This is a genomic window from Acidovorax sp. BL-A-41-H1, from assembly GCF_051942715.1.
Genome location: NZ_JBPVJQ010000006.1, coordinates 1,634,702 through 1,651,486, shown reverse-complemented (window position 1 = coordinate 1,651,486; position 16,785 = coordinate 1,634,702). Strand labels below are relative to the sequence as shown.

Below are 16,785 nucleotides of genomic sequence, written 5' to 3'. Positions count from 1 at the left end.
CATCGCCTGTTCACCCCAGCCCGGCACTCGCCGCCATGTCGGCCAGTGTCAAAGTCCTTGTGCCTACAGCGGCTGCAAGGTGCTGGTCGTGTGTGACGAGCATGAGCGCCGCGCCGTTCTGTTCAACGGCTTCCACCAGCACGCGCATGGTTTCCTGCTGGGTGACCGGGTCCAGTCGTGATGTCGGCTCATCCGCGAACAACAGGGCCGGCTGTGTCATGAGCACGCGTGCCAGCGCGATGCGCTGCAACTCGCCGCCCGATACCTGATGGGGTTTTCGTGACAGCAGATCCTCATGCACCTTCAGTTGCGCCAGCCGTTGCTGGATGTGCCTCCAGTCGCAGCGGTGCAGTCTGGCGGCGTCCCTTAGTCCATCGCCCAGTTTGATATGCGGGGCAAAAGAAGCCACCGGGTCCTGGTACAGCTTTTGAAAGGCATGCGGGTGCAACCCGGCGCTGCGCACCACGCGGCCCGTATCGGGCCTCAGCAGGCCCAGCAGCACATTGCCCAATGTGCTCTTGCCCGTGCCGCTGGGGCCCTGCACGGCCACACGCTCGCCGCGGCGGATCTGCAGGTCCATGGGTGTAAACAGCTGCTGCGCGCCATACGCTTTCGATATGCCCTGCGCCTGCACCACGCTGTCGCCCACCTGCGGTGCGGCAAACGGTAGCCAGCGGGCCGGGTCGGCGTCCATCAGATTGCGGGTGAAGGGGTGCCCGGGCTGCGCCGCCACCTCGTCGATGCGGCCTTGCTCTACCGCCTGCCCGTGTTGGAGCACGATCACCTGCCCGCCCAGCGCCTGGGCCACGCCCATGTCGTGGGTGATTGCTAGCAGGCAGCCCCCTGCCTGCAGCACGCCACGGAACAGCGCCACCGTGCGGTCTCGCCAGTGGTGGTCCAGGCCTTTGGTGGGCTCGTCCACCATCAGCACGGGGGCGCCGCCCGCCAGCGTGATGGCAGCCACCGCCCGCTGGGCCATGCCGCCCGACAGCTGCCAGGGATAGTGCGCCGTGGCCTGGCCCAGCCCGGCGCGGGCCAGCTCTTGCTGTGCCCGCTCTGCTGCCCCGGCTGACGGTTGCGCGTGCAGCAGGCTGTAGACCTCGGCCAGCTGGGGGGCCACACGCTGCAGCGGGTTCAGGGCCACCGATGGCTCTTGTGGCAGCAGGGCCAGCTTGCGGCCCCACAGGGCGCGGCGGCTCGCGGCATCTTCGGCGCGTGTGGTCATGCCGTCCATCGTGATGGCGCCGGACGCCCGCAGCGCAGGCGGCAGATTGCCCATGATGGCGTGGGCCAGCAGCGACTTGCCCGCGCCGCTTTCGCCCACCAGGCTCAGCGCCTCGCCTGCATGCAGCCGAAACGAGATGCCCTGCAGCAGGACGCGGTCGCCGGCATGGATGGTCAGGTCGTCCACCACCAGCAGGGCGGTGGCGGGGTGGGTTGCAGTTTTCATGCGGCCTCCCGTTCGGGTTGGACCAGCATCAGGGCCGCCACCAGCCACAGCAGCACGATGGTGGGGGCGGCAATGAGCCAGGGTGCTTCCTCGTAGTAGGGCATAGCCTCGGTGATCATCAGGCCCAGCTCGGCGGTGGGGGCCTGCGCCCCCACACCCACAAAGCCCAGGGCCGCCAGCGCCAGCACAGCTTGCGCCGTGGTGAAGGCCAGCAGGGTACCCAGCGTGGGTGCCAGCGCGGGCCACAGGTGGCGGCGCAGCACATACACACGGCCAAAGCCCAGCAGGCGCGATGCCTGCACGGCATCCCCCGCCAGCACGGGCCTTGCCATGGCCCGGCACACGCGGAAATATTCCACCCACAGCGCAGTTGCCATGCTCACGTACAGCGCCCACAGCTGGCCGGGCGCCAGCGCTGCAATCAGCAATACCAGCAGCAGCCCGGGGATGGCCAGCACCGCATCGGCCAGCATGACCAGCGTGCGCTCCACATGCCCGCCGCGCCACGCCGCCAGCACGCCCAAGAGGGTGCCGGGCACAGCAGCGCTCAGGGCCGCCAGCACCGCCATGCCCAAGGAGAGTTGCGTGGCATGCGCCAGCCGTGCCAGCCACGAGCGGCCCAGCACATCGGTGCCCAGCCACTGCGCAGCACCGGGCGCGGCCAGCTGGTTGCGCAGGTTTTGCTCGATGGGGCTGGCGTCCACCAGCCAAGGGACGAGCACCGCCCACAGCGCCAGCAGGCCGATCAGCACCAGGCCCGTGCGTTGCTGCGGCGAGGCAGCGGGCTGTGCCGCGCCCCTGGGCGGCATCGGCATGGGCGCCGTGGCTGCAGCCGCCGCCGCCGGGGTTGTTGTCATCGTGTTCTGCGCGGTCATGCGGACACTCCTCTTTGCTGGCGCGGGTCCAGCGCCATGCAGGCCGCATCGAGCAGCAGGTTGAACACCACAAACAACAGCGCCATGGCCAGCGCCGCGCCTTGCACCACGGGGATGTCGCGCCCAAAGATGGCGTGCACCAGCGCGTGCCCGATACCGGGCCAGGCAAACAGTGTTTCCACCACCAGCGCGCCTTCCACCAGAAACAGCGTTTGCACTCCCAGGTAGGCCACCACCGGCACGGCAGCGGCACGCAGGCCATGGCGCATCAGCGCCTGCATGTCGCTCAGCCCTTTGGTGCGGGCGAACTCAAAGGCCGGCGACCGGGCCACGTCTTGCATCGCGCTGCGTGTGACGCGGGCCAGCCCGGCTCCCAGGCCCAGCGCCAGTGCCATCGCGGGCAGCACCAGGCTGGCGCTGTCATCGTCGCCCGCCACGGGCAAAAAGCCCCAGTGCACGGCCACCAGCAGCATCAGCAGCACCGACAGCAAAAACGGTGGCGTGCCACGCAGCACCACTGCCAGCGCCCAGCTGGCACGGTCTGCCCAGCCGCCCGGGCGCAAGCCTGCCCACAGGCCCAGCGGAATGCCCACGGCCAGCGCCACCGCCAGCGCAGCAGCAGACAGGCGCAGCGTGGCGCCCAGATGGTGGGCGACCTCTTCCCACACGGGGCGCTGGGTGATCAGCGACTGCCCCAGGTTCAGCGTGGCCATGTCGCGCCACCAGCCCAGCAGGCCCTGCCAGGCGCTCTGGTTCAGGCCCAGTTCGGCGCGCACGGCGTCGGCGGCTGCGCCACTGACGAGATCGAGCCCGTAGCGGCTGGCAGCCACGCGCATGGCCAGGTCGCCCGGCAGTGCGCGCACCATGAAAAAGCACAGCGTACCGATGATGAGCGCCAGCGCCACCACCTGCAGGCCACGCCGCCCCAGCATGTGCAGCCAGGGGTTGCGAAAGGAAAGATTCATGTGTCGTTGCTCCAGTCCATGTCGCTCAACCGGTATGAGCGCTCCAGCGGGTCGAGCGACACCCCCTGGAGACGCCGGTTCACGGCCACGTGCTGGCGGTACCAGGCAACAGGAATGACGGGCAGTTCGCTTTGCAGCACCTGCGTGACCGTGGCGCGCAGCGCCTGCGCGCGGCGGGCCTCGGGCGCGCTGCGCATCAGCTCGGCCAGGGCTTGCACCACGGCATCGCTGTGCCAGCCCATGGCGCCCCAGTCGCCGCCCTGCGCTGAAAAGTCGCCCGCCAATGTGCCGGCGGGGTCGGGCACATTGGTGTAGTTGCGCGCGGCCAGCGCCAGTTGCAGCGTGCCGTCGCGGTGGCCCATGGGGATGTCGCCCGAATTGCCAATGCGCACCTTCACGGCAATGCCCGCCAGGCGCCATTGCTCCTGCAGGGCGGTAGCCACCAGCGGCAGCTCGGGCCGGTCCAGAAAGGTGCGTATCGCCAGGGTCAGCGGTAGCCCATCGGGTCCGCGCAAGCCGTCGTGGTGGCGCTGCCAGCCTGCCTCGCGCAGCAGGCGCTGGGCGGCTTCGGGGTCGTAGCCCAGCGGGGGCAGGGCGGGGTGGTGCCAGTCTGCCAGTGTGGGGGGCAGCAGCTGCGTGGCGGCCAGGGTTTCGTCGCCCATCAGAGCCTGGGCAATGCCCGCGCGGTCGATGCTCAGGCTCAGGGCCTGGCGCACGCGCACGTCCCGCAGGCTGGGCAGCGTGGCATTGAGCTTGACGATGACAGTGCGCGGCAGCGTCACCGACGCAATGCCCACCCTGGCGTGGCGCTTGAGCCGCCGCAGGCTGGCGGGGTCCAGTCCATAGGCCAGGTGGGCCTGTCCGCCTTCCACCATCAGCGCCCGGGTTTCGGCACGGCTGGCTGCCAGGTAGGCCACGCTGCGCAGCCTGGGGATGGGGCCGTCGTAGGCTTCAAACGCCTCGGTCTCCACCTGCTGCGGTGGCACCAGCCTGGTGATGCGGTACGGGCCGCTGCCGATGATGCGCAGAACCTTGCCGTCCGCGCCGTGGCTTTCGGGCGCCAGCACCAGCGTGCTGTAGTGCGCCAGCTGCGCGGCCAGGGCGTTGTGCGGGCGGCTCAGGCGTATGCGCACCGTGCCGCCGCCCTCTGCCGCGTCTTCGGCGGTGATGGAGGCGATCGGCGCGTTGCTGAGCAAGGCGGGTGCCTTTTGCGCGCGCTGCAGGCTTTGCACCACGGCCTGGGCGGTAACCCGTTCGCCGTTGTGAAAACGGGCCCGGGGCCGCAGCACAAACTGCCAGCTGAGCCCATCGGCAGACACCTGCCAGCGCTCGGCCAGCGCGGGCTGCGGGCGGCCGTTGTCGCTGGCGCCGAGCAGGGTTTCGCACACCTGCAGGTTCAGCAGCATGTAGCCGCTGCTGGCGGGGGAGAGGCTCGTGAACTCCCACGGGCCCACGATTTGCAGGGTGGCGGGCGCCGAGGTTGCACTGCCCTGGGCCAGCACCCAGGGGGCCGCGCCTGCGGTGATGCAGGCGCTGGCCGTTTGCAGCGCAGCGCGGCGTGTGCGGCCCTGCAGCGGCGGGGCGGGCTTGAAGCCGTGTGTCAAATCAATCTCCTGTGTGGCGGTGTAGGCAGGTTGCGCGGCTGGCCAGGGCACGTTGCCGCGGCCTGCGCAGCTTGTGCCCTGACTTCGACAAGCTCAACCCGAACGATGGGGGGAAGCAGGCAGCTTTGGGGGCGACGGCACATCCCCCGCCCGTTTGCTCCGTGCCCGTCGAGAGGCCAGCACATCTGGGGCCCCGGCTTCGACGGGCTCCGCCTGCACGGATGTGCCGGAGCGGGCGGGCAAATGGCATGGCCGTCGTGCTATGAGACCGGGCCCAGCGTCAGAACTTGGCCTGAAGGCCGGCGGTGACGGTGCGCGTCGCCCCTGGCGTCACCCACACGCGGCTGTACGAGCTGGTGTAGTGCACCTTGTTGAACAGGTTGTCCACGTCCAGCGTCAGGTTCACCGTGGGGCTCAGGCGCCAATAGGCCAGCAGCTTGGCGGTGGTGTAGCTGGGCAGGTCAAACGCGGCCGTGCCCGCGTTGGCCTCGGCCTGCGTGCGGGCCTGGCCCAGGCGCTTGCCCATGTAGGTCACGCCGCCGCCCAGACCCCAGCGCTGGTCGTTGGCCAGGGCGTTTTCGTACACGGCCAGCACGCTGCCGTTCACCTTGGGCACGTTCAGCAGGCGCCCGCCCACCTCCAGCGCGTTGTCGCGAGTAATTTCCACGTCGTTGAACACCAGACTGGCGTTCAGGCGCCAGTTCGCGCTCAGGCGGCCCGCCACGTCCAGCTCCAGCCCCCGGCTGCGCACCTCGCCCGCGGCGGCCGAGAAGCCCGCGTTCAGCGGGTCGCTGGTCAGCACGTTGCGCTTGGTGATGTCGAACAGCGCCGCCGTGGCGCCCAGGCGCTGGTCTGCGCTTTCCCACTTGGCGCCCAGTTCCAGGGCGCGAGCCTTCTCGGGGCTGAATGCGTTGCCTGCGGCATCGCTGCCCGTGTTGGGGCGGAAGGACTTACCCGCGTTGGCATACACCGTGAAGCCCTGCGCGGGCAACCAGCTCACGCCCAGGCGGGGCGACACCGCTGAGGGGCTTTGCCGGGTGGTGGTGCCATTCAGGCGGTTCTGCAGGCTCTGCTCATAGTTGTCGGCCCGCAGCCCGGCCATCACGCGCCACTGTTCGCCCAGTTTCACGGTGTCTTGCACATACAGCGCGGTATTGCGCTGCTTCTCCAGCGTGTCGGTGTTGCGCCCCGGCGTGGGCTGCGCCTGGCCGTACACAGGGTTGAAGATGTCGATGGAGTAGGGCGCGCTGGCGCTGGGGTTGGCCCGCAGCATCAGCGAATCCATGTTGAAGCGGTAGCTCTCCACGCCCACCAGCACTTCCTGCTCCAGCCCGCCCGCCCGCACCGTGCCCTGCAGCTCGGCCTGAAGTGCTATGTCGTCCGACTGGAAGTCCCGGTAACGGCGCTGGCGCCGCAGGGTGCGGCCATCGGCCTGCAGCGCGCTGGCCTCGGTCGAAAAGCCCTTCAGCCCCGTCTCGCGGTACGACAGGCCAGTGCGGCTGCGCCAGTCGGCATTCCATTCGTGCGACAGCACCAGCTGGTGCGTCTGGTTGGTCACCGTCACATCGCCGTCAGCTGGCTCGCCCAGGAAACGGCTGGCGGGCACGGCCCCAAGCCGGTTGTTGACTGCCACCACACCCCGGTCCAGCGGCGTGGCGTGGCGCAGGTATTCGGATGTGTACTCCAGCACCGTGTCGGGCGAGAGCTTCCATGTGAATGCAGGCGCCACCACATGGCGCTGGGCGCTCACCTGGTCGCGAAAGCTGCCCTTGTCCTCCACCGCCACGTTCAGACGGTAGGCCAGGTTGCCTGAGATAGGACCTGTGGTGTCCAGCGCCGCGCGCCCCAGGCCGTGGCTGCCCGCGTAGGCCTCCACCGAATGGGCGGCCTTCCACAGCGGTTTCTTGCTCACGATGTTGAGCGTGCCGCCGGGCTCGCTGCTGCCATACAGCGCAGCGGCGGGGCCTTTCAAAAACTCGATGCGATCCACGCCTGCCAGGTCACGTGTCGCGTTAAAGCCCCGGTTGGACGAAAACCCGTTGAGCAGCGTCGCCATGCCCGTGCTCTCGTTTCCGGGCAGGCCGCGGATGGCAATGTTGTCCCACAGGCCGCCAAAGTTGTTCTGGCGCGAGACGCCGCCCACATAGTCCAGCACGTCATCGAGCCGCGTGGCGCCCAGGTCGTCCAGTGTCTGGCGCGACATCACGCGCACGGACTGCGGCAGTTCGCGCAGCGGCAGGCTGGTCTTGGCCCCCTCTGCCTCGTCGGCGTAGTAGGTGCCGGAGGCACTGCGGCCCACCACGTCCACGGCGGAAAGCGTGGGTGCAGAAACCGTGTCACGGTCTGCAGCCGTTGCGCAGAACGGCGCGAACAGGGCGGTGGCCGCCAATGCCGTCAGGGTGCGGCGCGGCGCGCGCGAAGCGGTGCGGGAAGAACGCGGAGAACAGAAAGTCGAGCACGAAAAAAACATGGCATACCAATCAAAGAAGCAAGCGCGGGTGGCAGACGGCGGCACGCCAGCACTTGCGAGCGCGCACAGCCGTGTGCCGCAAAAGGCCTCAGGGAGGCCGTGCGGGCTAAAAAACGGTGAGGAGATGCGCCGGAAGGCGCAGGTGGGCATGGCCCGGTCAACGCAATGGCGGCGCTAAAAGCGCTGCCATCCTGGCCGGGCCGTGTCCTGAGGAAGGCGTCAGGCGCGCTCGTGCCGCGGGGGCGCGCGCGCGGCAAACGGCCAGCGCATTTGCTGGGCCGTGAGAGTGTCTGCGCGGTGAGGTCGAAGTACAGGCTGCGGACCGGGAGGCGGAACCTTTCCAGCCGCGGCGCGCTGCAATCCGGCATCTAGCGCGTGGGTCAGGCACCAAGCGCAGGTTGCGTGTTCGGCCTGTTCTTCTTCCGACTCCTCGGCACCCGAGCTGGTACGCGTAGCGGAGGTCGCATCCGCGGCAACGACCGTAGCTGCTGCAGCATGCCGGGCCACTTCCACTGCCTCATGGATATGCCGTGCCTCGTGCACAGCGGTGCCTGCCAGGGCGTTGAACAACGCCGCCAGCAGGAGCACAAACGGAAGGGTGATGGTGCGGCGCAGCATGAACGAGATGCGAATCATAATCAACTGCGGCTTCGCAGTGGTGGCGCTGGAGCCACAACGCTGCCCCAAGGCTGAAACGCCAAAAAAAACGCCAGCTGAAGCTGGCGCGTGCGGCGAGTGGCAGCGAAGGGGCTACGTATGGCGCCCACCCCGAAGTGGCTGGAAGCAATCAGCCCTTGTGCACCATCTTGATGATGCTGGAGAAATCCAGCGCACCATGGCCCGCCAGGCTGTGCGCTGCATACAGGTTGCGCGCCAGGCCTCCCAGCGGGGTCGATGCCTTGATGGCGGCAGCGTTCTCTTGCGCCAGGCCCAGGTCCTTGAGCATCAGGTCGGTGCCAAAGCCGCCCGCGTAGCCTTTGCTGGCGGGTGCTGTTTCCATCACGCCGGGCATGGGGTTGTACTTTTCCAGCGCCCAGTTGCCGCCGGAGCTGCGGCGCATGATTTCCGAAAGGACCTTTGGATCCAGGCCGTTGGCCACGCCCAGGGCGATGGCTTCGCTGGTGCCCGCCATCAGGATGCCCAGCAGCATGTTGTTGCAGATCTTGGCCGTCTGGCCTGCGCCCACGCTGCCGGCGTGGAAGATGTTGGCGCCCATTTTTTCGAGCACGGGGCGGGCGCGTTCCAGGTCGGCCGTATCACCGCCCACCATGAAAGTCAGCGTACCGGCAATGGCGCCGCCGGTGCCACCCGACACGGGTGCGTCGATGAAAGCTACGCCCTTTGCCTTGGCAGCGTCGGCCACCTTGCGCGAGGTGGCGGCGGCAATGGTGGAGCAGTCGATCACCAGCGTGCCGGCGGGCAATTGCGTCAGCAGGTCGCCCGCACCCAGGAAAAGCGATTCCACATGCTGGCTGGCGGGCAGCATGCTGATGACGACTTCGGCCCCGGCCACGGCCGCCTTGGCGTCGGTGGCGATGGGTACGCCGTCGGCGGCCAGCTTGTCGCGGGCGGGCTGCGAAAGATCAAAAGCGCGGACTTCGTGGCCTGCCTTGTGCAGGTTGTGGGCCATGGGGCCGCCCATGTTGCCAAGGCCGATGAATGCGATTTTCATAGGGTGTCTCCTGTTGGAATGGAAGTGGGATGAGGAACGGGGGTTGCTATCAACTATGTAGCTAACGGGGCATTCAAATATTGGGCTGCAGGCCAAAAAGGCTTGAAAACGGTCAGAAATCGTCCTCAAAGATGCTGTGGCGTTGCCGTGGCGGAGCGCCGGCCGCGCGGGGCGCTGGCTTCGTGGTCGCAGCCCGGGCCGTACTGCCTTGCGGGCTGGTGGATCTTTTGCGCCGCGGCGATGCCTTGGCCAACGGGTTGTAGGCCAGCGCTTCGCTCAGCCAGAAGGTCCATTGCTCACGCGTGGCGTAGCCGTTGGGCTCCACCCAGAAGTAGCCCTGCATGCCGCCGCCGGGTGAAAGCTCGCGGGTGTTTTGCATCTCCTGAAACTCGGCGTGGCGCCCCGGCGGCAGGCGCACCAGCAGCTCGTCACGCTTGATGCCGATGCACAGCTTGCCGTCCACAAAAAAGCACCAGCAGCCAAACATCGTGCGCTCGTCCACATCGGCCCGGTGCGCCAGGGCGGCGCGCACGGCGTCGATCAGGTGCAGGGTTTCGTCGCTGAGGGGGCGGGCGGGCATGATTGGGCGTCAAATTTGCCGGTAGCGCTTGATTTATATGCTGCTATAGCTATCAATACATGAGCAATGGGGTGCAACGCCTGAGGTCAGCGAATCGACTCCGGCGCGTCGCCTTCGAGCATGCGCCGGGCAATGATGACCCGCATGATTTCGTTCGTGCCTTCCAGGATCTGATGCACGCGCGCGTCGCGCAGCAGGCGCTCCAGCGGGTATTCGCGGATGTAGCCGTAGCCGCCGTGCATCTGCAGCGCCTCGTTGCACACGGTAAACCCGGCGTCGGTGGCAAAACGCTTGGCCATGGCGCAGTAGGTGGATGCGTCGCGCGCACCCGCGTCGAGCTTGGCTGCAGCCAGGCGCACCATCTGGCGGGCGGCCACCAGCTCGGTGGCCATGTCGGCCAGCTTGAACTGCAGGGCCTGGAAGCTGGCGATGGGTTTGCCGAACTGCTTGCGGTCCTGGATGTACTGCTGCGCCTGCGCCAGTGCTCCCTGCGCCGCGCCCACCGAGCAGGTGGCGATGTTGATGCGCCCGCCGTCCAGGCCTTTCATGGCGATCTTGAAGCCTTCGCCCTCGCGGCCCAGCAGGTGGTCGGCGGGGATGCGCACGTTGTCAAAGCTGATGGTGCGCGTGGGCTGGCTATTCCAGCCCATCTTCTTTTCCTTCTTGCCGTAGGTGATGCCCGGCGCATCCGCCGGCACCACAAAGGCGCTGATACCGGCCGCGCCCGAGGCAGCGTCGCCCGTGCGCGCCATCAGGATCAGCACATCGGTGCTGCCCGCGCCGCTGATGAAGGCCTTGCTGCCGTTGATGACATATTCATGCCCCACCAGCTCGGCGCGGGTCTTGAGCGATGCGGCGTCCGACCCCGCGCCGGGTTCTGTCAGGCAGTAGCTGGCCAGCTTTTCGCCGCTGCACAGCATCGGGCCCCAGTGGTCGCGCACCGCGGGCGTGGCCCAGGTGCCCAGCATCCAGGTCGCCATGTTGTGAATGGTGATGAAGGCCGTGGTGCTGGGGTCGGCCGCGGCCATTTCTTCGAACACCAGTGTGGCATCGAGCCGGGGCAGGGCGAGGCCGCCTGCAGCCTCGGGCGCGTACAGGCCGCAAAAACCCAGCTCGCCGGCCTTGGCAATCGCCTCGCGCGGGAAGATGGCTTCTTCATCCCAATGGGCGGCGTGCGGCGCCAGCTCGGCCTGGGCGAAGTCGCGGGCAGACTGGGCAAAGGCGCGCTGTTCTTCGGTCAGTTCAAAGTCCATGGTGGTGTCTCTGTGATCGGGTCAATGGGTGGCGCGTATCAGGGGCGGGCCGGGCTGTCGGTGCTCAGCCAGCGCATCAGCCCGCGGCGGCGCTCCTGCGTCTTGCGCGTCAGGCACTGGTGGTACAGGCGGGGCCCGTCGGGCTGGGTTTCGGCTGCCTGCGTCTCGCGCTTGCACTGGGCCGTGCGCTCGCGCAGCCAGGCGGAGTGCTCCTGGCGCAGTTGCGGGCGTTCGTGGGCCGACAGGGCGCGCATCACGTCTTCGTACAGGATCTGGCTGGTGGTGTCGGCGGCCTGGAACTCTTGCACGGCACAGGCATTCACCTCGGCCACCGTGCCCTGGGGTTTGCAGCCAGCACCCGCTTGCGCGTGGGCGCCCAGGCTCATGAGCAGACCTGCGCCCAGAAGCACCACCGCCGAGCTGCGGGCGAGTGTTCTGTTGCGTGTGTTGGGGATGGGCATGGCCTTGTTGTAACACTGCCGATGGGATGCCTGGCTGGCCTTCGGCCGCACAGCGGCTGGTAGTGGCGGCCTTCGACAGGCTCAGGCTCAACGGGCAGGGGAGAAGCAGCAACCTGCCAGCCAACCCCGCCTGCTCCGGCCACACCAGACCAGGCCCTGCGCCAAAAGCTGTGGTCTACCGCCACCCGTTCGCCCTGAGCCTGTCGAAGCCAGTGCGCTGCGCAATGCACGCGGCACGGCACAACGCCCAGTTCGCCTTACTTCAGGCTGATCGTGGTGTTCACACCCTGGGTGCTGGTGCTGTCATCAAACCAGCGTGCAGTCACGGTCTTGGTCTGTGTGTAGAACATCACGACTTGCTTGCCGTACGGGCCCAGGTCGCCCAGCTTGGAAGCGCGCGAGCCGGTGAACGAGAAGATTGGCACAGGCACCGGGATTGGCACGTTGATACCGACCTGGCCCACGTCGATTTCTTCCTGGAACTTGCGGGCCGCTGCGCCGCTTTGCGTGAAGATGGCGGTGCCGTTGCCGTTGGGGTTGCTGTTGATGAACTCGATGGCATCGTCCAGCGTGTCGGCCGCGGCCAGGCACAGCACGGGGCCAAAGATTTCCTGGTCATAGATCGACATGCCGGGCTTGACGCCGCTGAAGATGGTCGGGCCCACGAAGTTGCCCTTTTCGTAGCCGGGCACGCTGGGGTTGCGGCCATCGAGCTCCAGGGTGGCGCCGTCGGCAATGCCGCGCTCGATCAGGCTCACCACGCGGTCACGGGCAGCGCACGAGATCACGGGGCCCACGTCGGTACCCTTTTCGGTGCCGCCGCTCACCTTGAGCGTCTGGGCTTTGGCCACCAGCTCGGGAATCCACTTTTGCGATTCGCCCACCAAAATGACGACCGACAGCGCCATGCAGCGCTGGCCTGCCGCGCCGAACGCGGCACCGGCCAGGGCGTTGAGGGTCTGGTCCTTGTTCGCATCGGGCACCACGATGGCGTGGTTCTTGGCGCCCATCATGCACTGCACGCGCTTGCCGTTGAGGCTGGCGCGGTTGTACACATGGGTGCCCACCTTGGTGGAGCCGACGAAGCTGATGGCCTTGATGTCGGGGTGGTCGCAAATCGCGTTCACGGCGTCTTCACCGCCGTGCACCACGTTCAGCACGCCGGGCGGAATGCCGGCTTCGAGCGCCAGTTCGCACAGGCGCATGGTCACCATCGGGTCTTGCTCGGAGGGCTTGAGCACAAACGTGTTGCCGGTGGCGATGGCCATGGGGAACATCCACAGCGGAATCATGGCCGGGAAGTTGAACGGCGTGATGCCGGCGCACACGCCCAGCGGCTGCATCACGGTGTAGGTGTCCACACCATTGGCCACGTTGTTGGCCAGCTCGCCCAGTTGCAGGTTGCCAATGCCGGCCGCGTGCTCCACCACTTCCAGGCCGCGGAAGACGTCGCCCTCGGCATCGGGCAAGGTCTTGCCCTGCTCGGCCGTGAGGATGGCGGCCAGTTCGGCCATGTTTTCGCGGATGAGCTGCTGCAGCTTGAGGAAGATGCGCGCACGGGTGCCGATGGGCGTCTTCTTCCAGGTCTTGAAGGCTTCCTTGCCCGAGGCCACGGCGGCGTTGATTTCTTCAGGCGTGGCAAACGGCACGCGGGCCAGCACTTCTTGCGTGGCGGGGTTCACCACGTTGCGCCACTGGGTGGTCTTGGACTCGACAAATTTGCCGCCGATCAGCAGCTTGACGGTAGGCGCCAGCACGGCGGTGGAAGTGGGTGCGTTCATCGGGTTGTCTCCTCAAAGGGGGTCGTGAAGGGCCGCGTGGTGACACAGCCAACGTCTGGATGGTAGCTGTGCGAAATTCGCAGGACAATAGTCATCCATGCACGTTTGATCTGCAAATTTGCACATGAAGCACAAGGACCTACGATGGACTGGGACAACCTGCGGTACTTTCTGGAGCTGTCGCGCACGGGCACCCTAGCGGCTGCCGCGCGGCGGCTGGCGGTGGAGCACACCACGGTGTCGCGCCGCATCCAGGCGCTGGAAAAGCAGATGGGCGCGGCGCTGTTTGCCCGCGATGCGGGCGGTCACCGCCTGACCGAGGCGGGCCGGCAACTGCTGCCCGCGGTGGAAGCCATGGAAACCGCTGTGCTGGGGGCAGAGCGCACCGCACCAGCCTCGCACGAGGGGCCCTCAGGCCTGGTGCGCGTGGGCGCCACCGAGGGCTTTGGCACGCTGATCCTGGCGCCGCAGCTGGCGCAGCTCACGCGGCGGCACCCGCACCTGTCGGTAGACCTGCTGGCCTTGCCGCGGATGGTGAACCTGTCGCGGCGCGAGGCCGACATCGTGATCTCGCTGGAGCGGCCCACGCGCGGCTCGGTCATCGTGAGCAAGCTGTCGGACTACACGCTCTACCTGTACGGCCAGCGCGAATACCTGGCGCGCAAGCCGCTTGTGGCCACGCCCGAAGACCTGCGCCACCACGATTTCGTGAGCTATGTGGACGACCTGCTGTTCACCAAGGAACTGCAGTTTCTGGATGCCCTGCACCGGCCCGAGCGCTTTGCGTTTCGCAGCACCAGCATCACCGCGCAGTACGAGGCCGTGCGTGCGGGTGCGGGGCTGGCGGTGCTGCCGGCGTTTCTGGCCGACCGCGACCCGGTGCTCGCGCGCGTGCTGCCGCAGCAGGGGCGCTTTACCCGCACGTTCTGGATGAGCATGCCGTCCGAAGCCAAGCACTTTGCCCGCATGCAGGTCACCTGGGCCTTCTTGCGCGAGGCGGTGGCGGCGCAGCACGGACTACTGCTGCCGGGTACGGTGCGCTAAAGAGAGAGTGCTTCGCGTCAGCCGGCCTTGGTCAGGGGCAGCGTCACCCAGAAGCAGCTTCCCTGGCCGGGCTCGCTCTCCACGCCGATGCTGCCGCCCATGGCCTCCACCAGCCGCTTGCACAGCGCCAGGCCCAGGCCGGCGCCTTCAAACGCGCGGGTAGCAGACCCATCGACCTGCTCGAACAGCGTGAAGATCCGGTCCTGGTCGGCCTGTGCGATACCGATGCCCTGGTCTTCAACCCTGAGGGTCCACACTGGGCTGTGGGGTTCGCCTGGAACCTGGTTCTGCGACATCTCCGCATGCAGCCGGATGTGGCCCGTGTGGCTGAACTTGACGGCGTTGTCCAGCAGATTCAACAACACTTGCTGAATGCGCTCGGGGTCACCTACATGGAGCGCGTCAGCCGTTTCAGCGGGGGTGAGCAGCGACACGCCAAGACCTTTTTCACGCGCCAGTGGCTCGATCAGGCTCACTGCGCTGGCAGCGAGTTGGTGCATCGAAAAAGTCGAGAAGTTGAAGGCCACCTGGCGTGATTCCAGCACCGCAAGGTCGATCAGGTCGTTGAGCAGGCGCATGAGGTTTCGGGACGCATCCATCACCCCCTGCAGCAGGGGTTTGAGGCGTTCGTCGCTCAGTCGGCTGTGCAACAGTTCCGTGGTGCCCAGGATGAGCGTCATGGGCGTGCGCAGTTCGTGGCCGATGTTGGACAGGAAGATGCTCTTGGTGCGCAGCGCTGCCTCTGCCGCTTCCTTGGCCACCGACAGGGCCGCGGTGCGCTCCTTGACCCGCGCCTCCAGCAGGTTGCGCTCGGCCTCCAGGGATTTTTCCAGCTCCAGGCGTCGCGTGACGTCGCGGCCGATGCTGAGATAGCCCGCCCGCTGGCCCAGGGCATCGCGATAGAGGCGGCCCGACATCTCGAACCACCGCACATCGCCGTTCTTGCAGCGCAGCGGCAGGGTGACCAGCGGGTTGTTTTCGTGGATGGCCTGGCGCAGCATGGCTTCGCCGGCGGATGTGAGCACGTCAAAAATGGGTCGTCCGACCACCTCGGTCGCTTCATATCCACGCGCGCGCTCGTCGGCCGGGCTGACATAGGCCACGGTCATGTCGGGGTTGATGTGCCAGATCACCTCCTTCGCGTTTTCCGTCAGCAGCGTGAACATCTGTTCGCGGTCGGACAGGCGGCGATACAGCTGATATCCGTGGCCCACCAGGAGGTAAAAGCCGGCGCTGGTGAGGCCGACCGCCAGGCAGAACACGATGAGTGCGTGGCTTGAATAGGGCGTGGGCTGGGTATGGTTGCTCAGCACCACCACCGCAAGCGCGGCCAACGTCCACGCCACCCCCGCCATCCGGCCTAGCAGCAGATAAGCCGTGCCTACGCCCACGGTGTACCAGATGATGCGCAGCTCGTGCCCCAAGGGTTGCCACAGCGCATACGTGCACAAGATGAGCGCGTTGACCATCTGGAAGCTGGCAATGGGCACGTAGCTGCCAGGGAAACGGCGCAGGGCCCACCACAGCGCCATCATCAACGCGTTGCCGCCCAGCAGCGTGGCGTTCCACGATGGCGGGGTGGGAATCCACCCGAGGAGTCCCGCAGCAAAAAGGATGAATCCAATCCCTACAGTGCACATCAGAAAGCCGCTCATCAGGCGAATCTGGAACTGGCGCAGGTTGCCCAACGGCGGTAGGGTAGGATTCATGTGACGTGGTTTGAGCGTTTTTGCGTGTTTAATGTTCGATAATAACTAATATATTTCGTAATTCCTACGTTTTAAATAGCATATGTGAACTATTTGGCCCCAAGGTGGTTTGACCAATGTGCCATATCTGGAAAATTCCCAATGGCGCTACGCTCCTGAATCACCATGAAAAAAGGTCCCCGAAAGGACCTTTTTTCAGTGCCACCGGTGGGACCGGTGCGCGGGGCTACCAGCGCAGGGCCTGCGCCACATGCCCTATATCCGGCCCATGAGCAGCAGCACCACCAGGATGAGCACGACCAGTCCAATCCCGCCGCTGGGCCCATACCCCCACGACCGGCTGTGGCCCCAGGTAGGCAGTGCGCCGATCAGGATGAGGATCAGTACGATCAGGAGAATCAGCGAGAGCGACATGGCATGTTCCTTGTTGTGTTGCGGTGTCTGCATTGTTCGGGCGGCCATGCCACGCCCCAGCAGGCCGCCCGCCCGCGCCACGGTCGGCGGATTCCGACAGCCAGTGTGGGATGTTGCGCGGCGTGTGTCCTTTCCTGCTGCGCTGATTCAGTGGTGATGATGCTATAAATTATGTAGCTGTAGGCCCAATGGATAATTGGGCTTTCGGCCTGAAAGGCCAAAAATTGCCCTCCCGGTGCCCTTGCAAGGCCCACCAGCTCTATCGGTTGGGCTGGGGCACGGCGGCGTAGTTCAGCGCGATGGTCTGTACCACGGCACCGATGAGCGCGCCGTCTTTGGCGCTCTCGGGGGCTACGGTTTTGACAATCTGGATGGCGTACTCCAGTTGCTCACGGGTCAATGCTGCAGCCATGGCGTTACCGCGTTTCTCGCTGGGCGACGTATCTCGTATCAACAGGCTCATCGCGATTCCTTCGTAGTGGTGACCCAGTATGAGGGCCGGCATGG

The 16,785-nt window shown here is 66.6% G+C and carries 15 protein-coding genes; 1 reads left to right on the top strand and 14 read right to left on the bottom strand.

Going from position 1 to position 16,785, the window contains the following annotated elements:
* Positions 1-10: 10 nt before the first annotated feature.
* The 11 genes from ACTPOI_RS20840 to ACTPOI_RS20790 all read right to left on the bottom strand — a co-directional run bounded on the left by ACTPOI_RS20840 (position 11) and on the right by ACTPOI_RS20790 (position 13,111).
* Entirely contained in the window at positions 11-1,450 is a 1,440-nt protein-coding gene (locus ACTPOI_RS20840; protein ID WP_440112316.1) for an ABC transporter ATP-binding protein, read from the bottom strand.
* Entirely contained in the window at positions 1,447-2,325 is an 879-nt protein-coding gene (locus ACTPOI_RS20835) for an ABC transporter permease (RefSeq protein ID WP_440112314.1), read from the bottom strand. Before ACTPOI_RS20835 ends, ACTPOI_RS20840 begins: the two co-directional genes overlap by 4 nt.
* Entirely contained in the window at positions 2,322-3,290 is a 969-nt protein-coding gene (locus ACTPOI_RS20830; RefSeq protein WP_440112312.1) for an ABC transporter permease, read from the bottom strand. Before ACTPOI_RS20830 ends, ACTPOI_RS20835 begins: the two co-directional genes overlap by 4 nt.
* Positions 3,287-4,894: an ABC transporter substrate-binding protein gene (locus tag ACTPOI_RS20825; protein ID WP_440112310.1), complete on the bottom strand. Its 1,608-nt coding sequence runs from the start codon at positions 4,892-4,894 to the stop codon at positions 3,287-3,289. Before ACTPOI_RS20825 ends, ACTPOI_RS20830 begins: the two co-directional genes overlap by 4 nt.
* Positions 4,895-5,174: 280 nt before the next feature.
* The gene (locus ACTPOI_RS20820) at positions 5,175-7,364 is read right to left on the bottom strand and encodes a TonB-dependent siderophore receptor (RefSeq protein ID WP_440112308.1); all 2,190 of its coding nucleotides are present in this window, start codon (positions 7,362-7,364) and stop codon (positions 5,175-5,177) included.
* A 219-nt stretch (positions 7,365-7,583) separates the two neighbouring features.
* Positions 7,584-8,000, bottom strand: a complete 417-nt coding sequence (locus tag ACTPOI_RS20815; RefSeq protein WP_440112305.1) for a hypothetical protein — start codon at positions 7,998-8,000, stop codon at positions 7,584-7,586.
* Positions 8,001-8,151: 151 nt separating this feature from the next.
* On the bottom strand, positions 8,152-9,093 hold the full coding sequence (gene mmsB / locus ACTPOI_RS20810; RefSeq protein WP_440112719.1) for a 3-hydroxyisobutyrate dehydrogenase: 942 nt from the start codon (positions 9,091-9,093) through the stop codon (positions 8,152-8,154).
* Between the two features lie 55 nt (positions 9,094-9,148).
* Complete coding sequence (locus ACTPOI_RS20805) at positions 9,149-9,616, bottom strand: TfoX/Sxy family protein (RefSeq protein WP_440112302.1); 468 nt, start codon at positions 9,614-9,616, stop codon at positions 9,149-9,151.
* A gap of 86 nt (positions 9,617-9,702) precedes the next feature.
* Entirely contained in the window at positions 9,703-10,869 is a 1,167-nt protein-coding gene (locus tag ACTPOI_RS20800; protein ID WP_440112299.1) for an acyl-CoA dehydrogenase family protein, read from the bottom strand.
* Between the two features lie 38 nt (positions 10,870-10,907).
* Positions 10,908-11,255 (bottom strand): lysozyme inhibitor LprI family protein, encoded by a 348-nt coding sequence (locus ACTPOI_RS20795; RefSeq protein ID WP_440112717.1) that lies wholly within the window; start codon positions 11,253-11,255, stop codon positions 10,908-10,910.
* Positions 11,256-11,587: 332 nt separating this feature from the next.
* Entirely contained in the window at positions 11,588-13,111 is a 1,524-nt protein-coding gene (locus tag ACTPOI_RS20790) for a CoA-acylating methylmalonate-semialdehyde dehydrogenase (RefSeq protein ID WP_440112296.1), read from the bottom strand.
* A 144-nt stretch (positions 13,112-13,255) separates the two neighbouring features.
* Here ACTPOI_RS20790 and ACTPOI_RS20785 point away from each other — a divergent pair, with 144 nt between their 5' ends.
* Complete coding sequence (locus ACTPOI_RS20785) at positions 13,256-14,155, top strand: LysR family transcriptional regulator (RefSeq protein ID WP_440112293.1); 900 nt, start codon at positions 13,256-13,258, stop codon at positions 14,153-14,155.
* Between the two features lie 17 nt (positions 14,156-14,172).
* Here ACTPOI_RS20785 and ACTPOI_RS20780 read toward each other — a convergent pair whose 3' ends face one another.
* The 3 genes from ACTPOI_RS20780 to ACTPOI_RS20770 all read right to left on the bottom strand — a co-directional run bounded on the left by ACTPOI_RS20780 (position 14,173) and on the right by ACTPOI_RS20770 (position 16,741).
* Positions 14,173-15,864: a PAS domain-containing sensor histidine kinase gene (locus ACTPOI_RS20780; RefSeq protein WP_440112290.1), complete on the bottom strand. Its 1,692-nt coding sequence runs from the start codon at positions 15,862-15,864 to the stop codon at positions 14,173-14,175.
* 255 nt (positions 15,865-16,119) lie between these two features.
* Positions 16,120-16,278 (bottom strand): DUF3309 family protein, encoded by a 159-nt coding sequence (locus tag ACTPOI_RS20775; RefSeq protein WP_069106699.1) that lies wholly within the window; start codon positions 16,276-16,278, stop codon positions 16,120-16,122.
* 259 nt (positions 16,279-16,537) lie between these two features.
* Positions 16,538-16,741, bottom strand: a complete 204-nt coding sequence (locus ACTPOI_RS20770) for a hypothetical protein (RefSeq protein WP_440112288.1) — start codon at positions 16,739-16,741, stop codon at positions 16,538-16,540.
* Between the last annotated feature and the right edge of the window lie 44 nt (positions 16,742-16,785).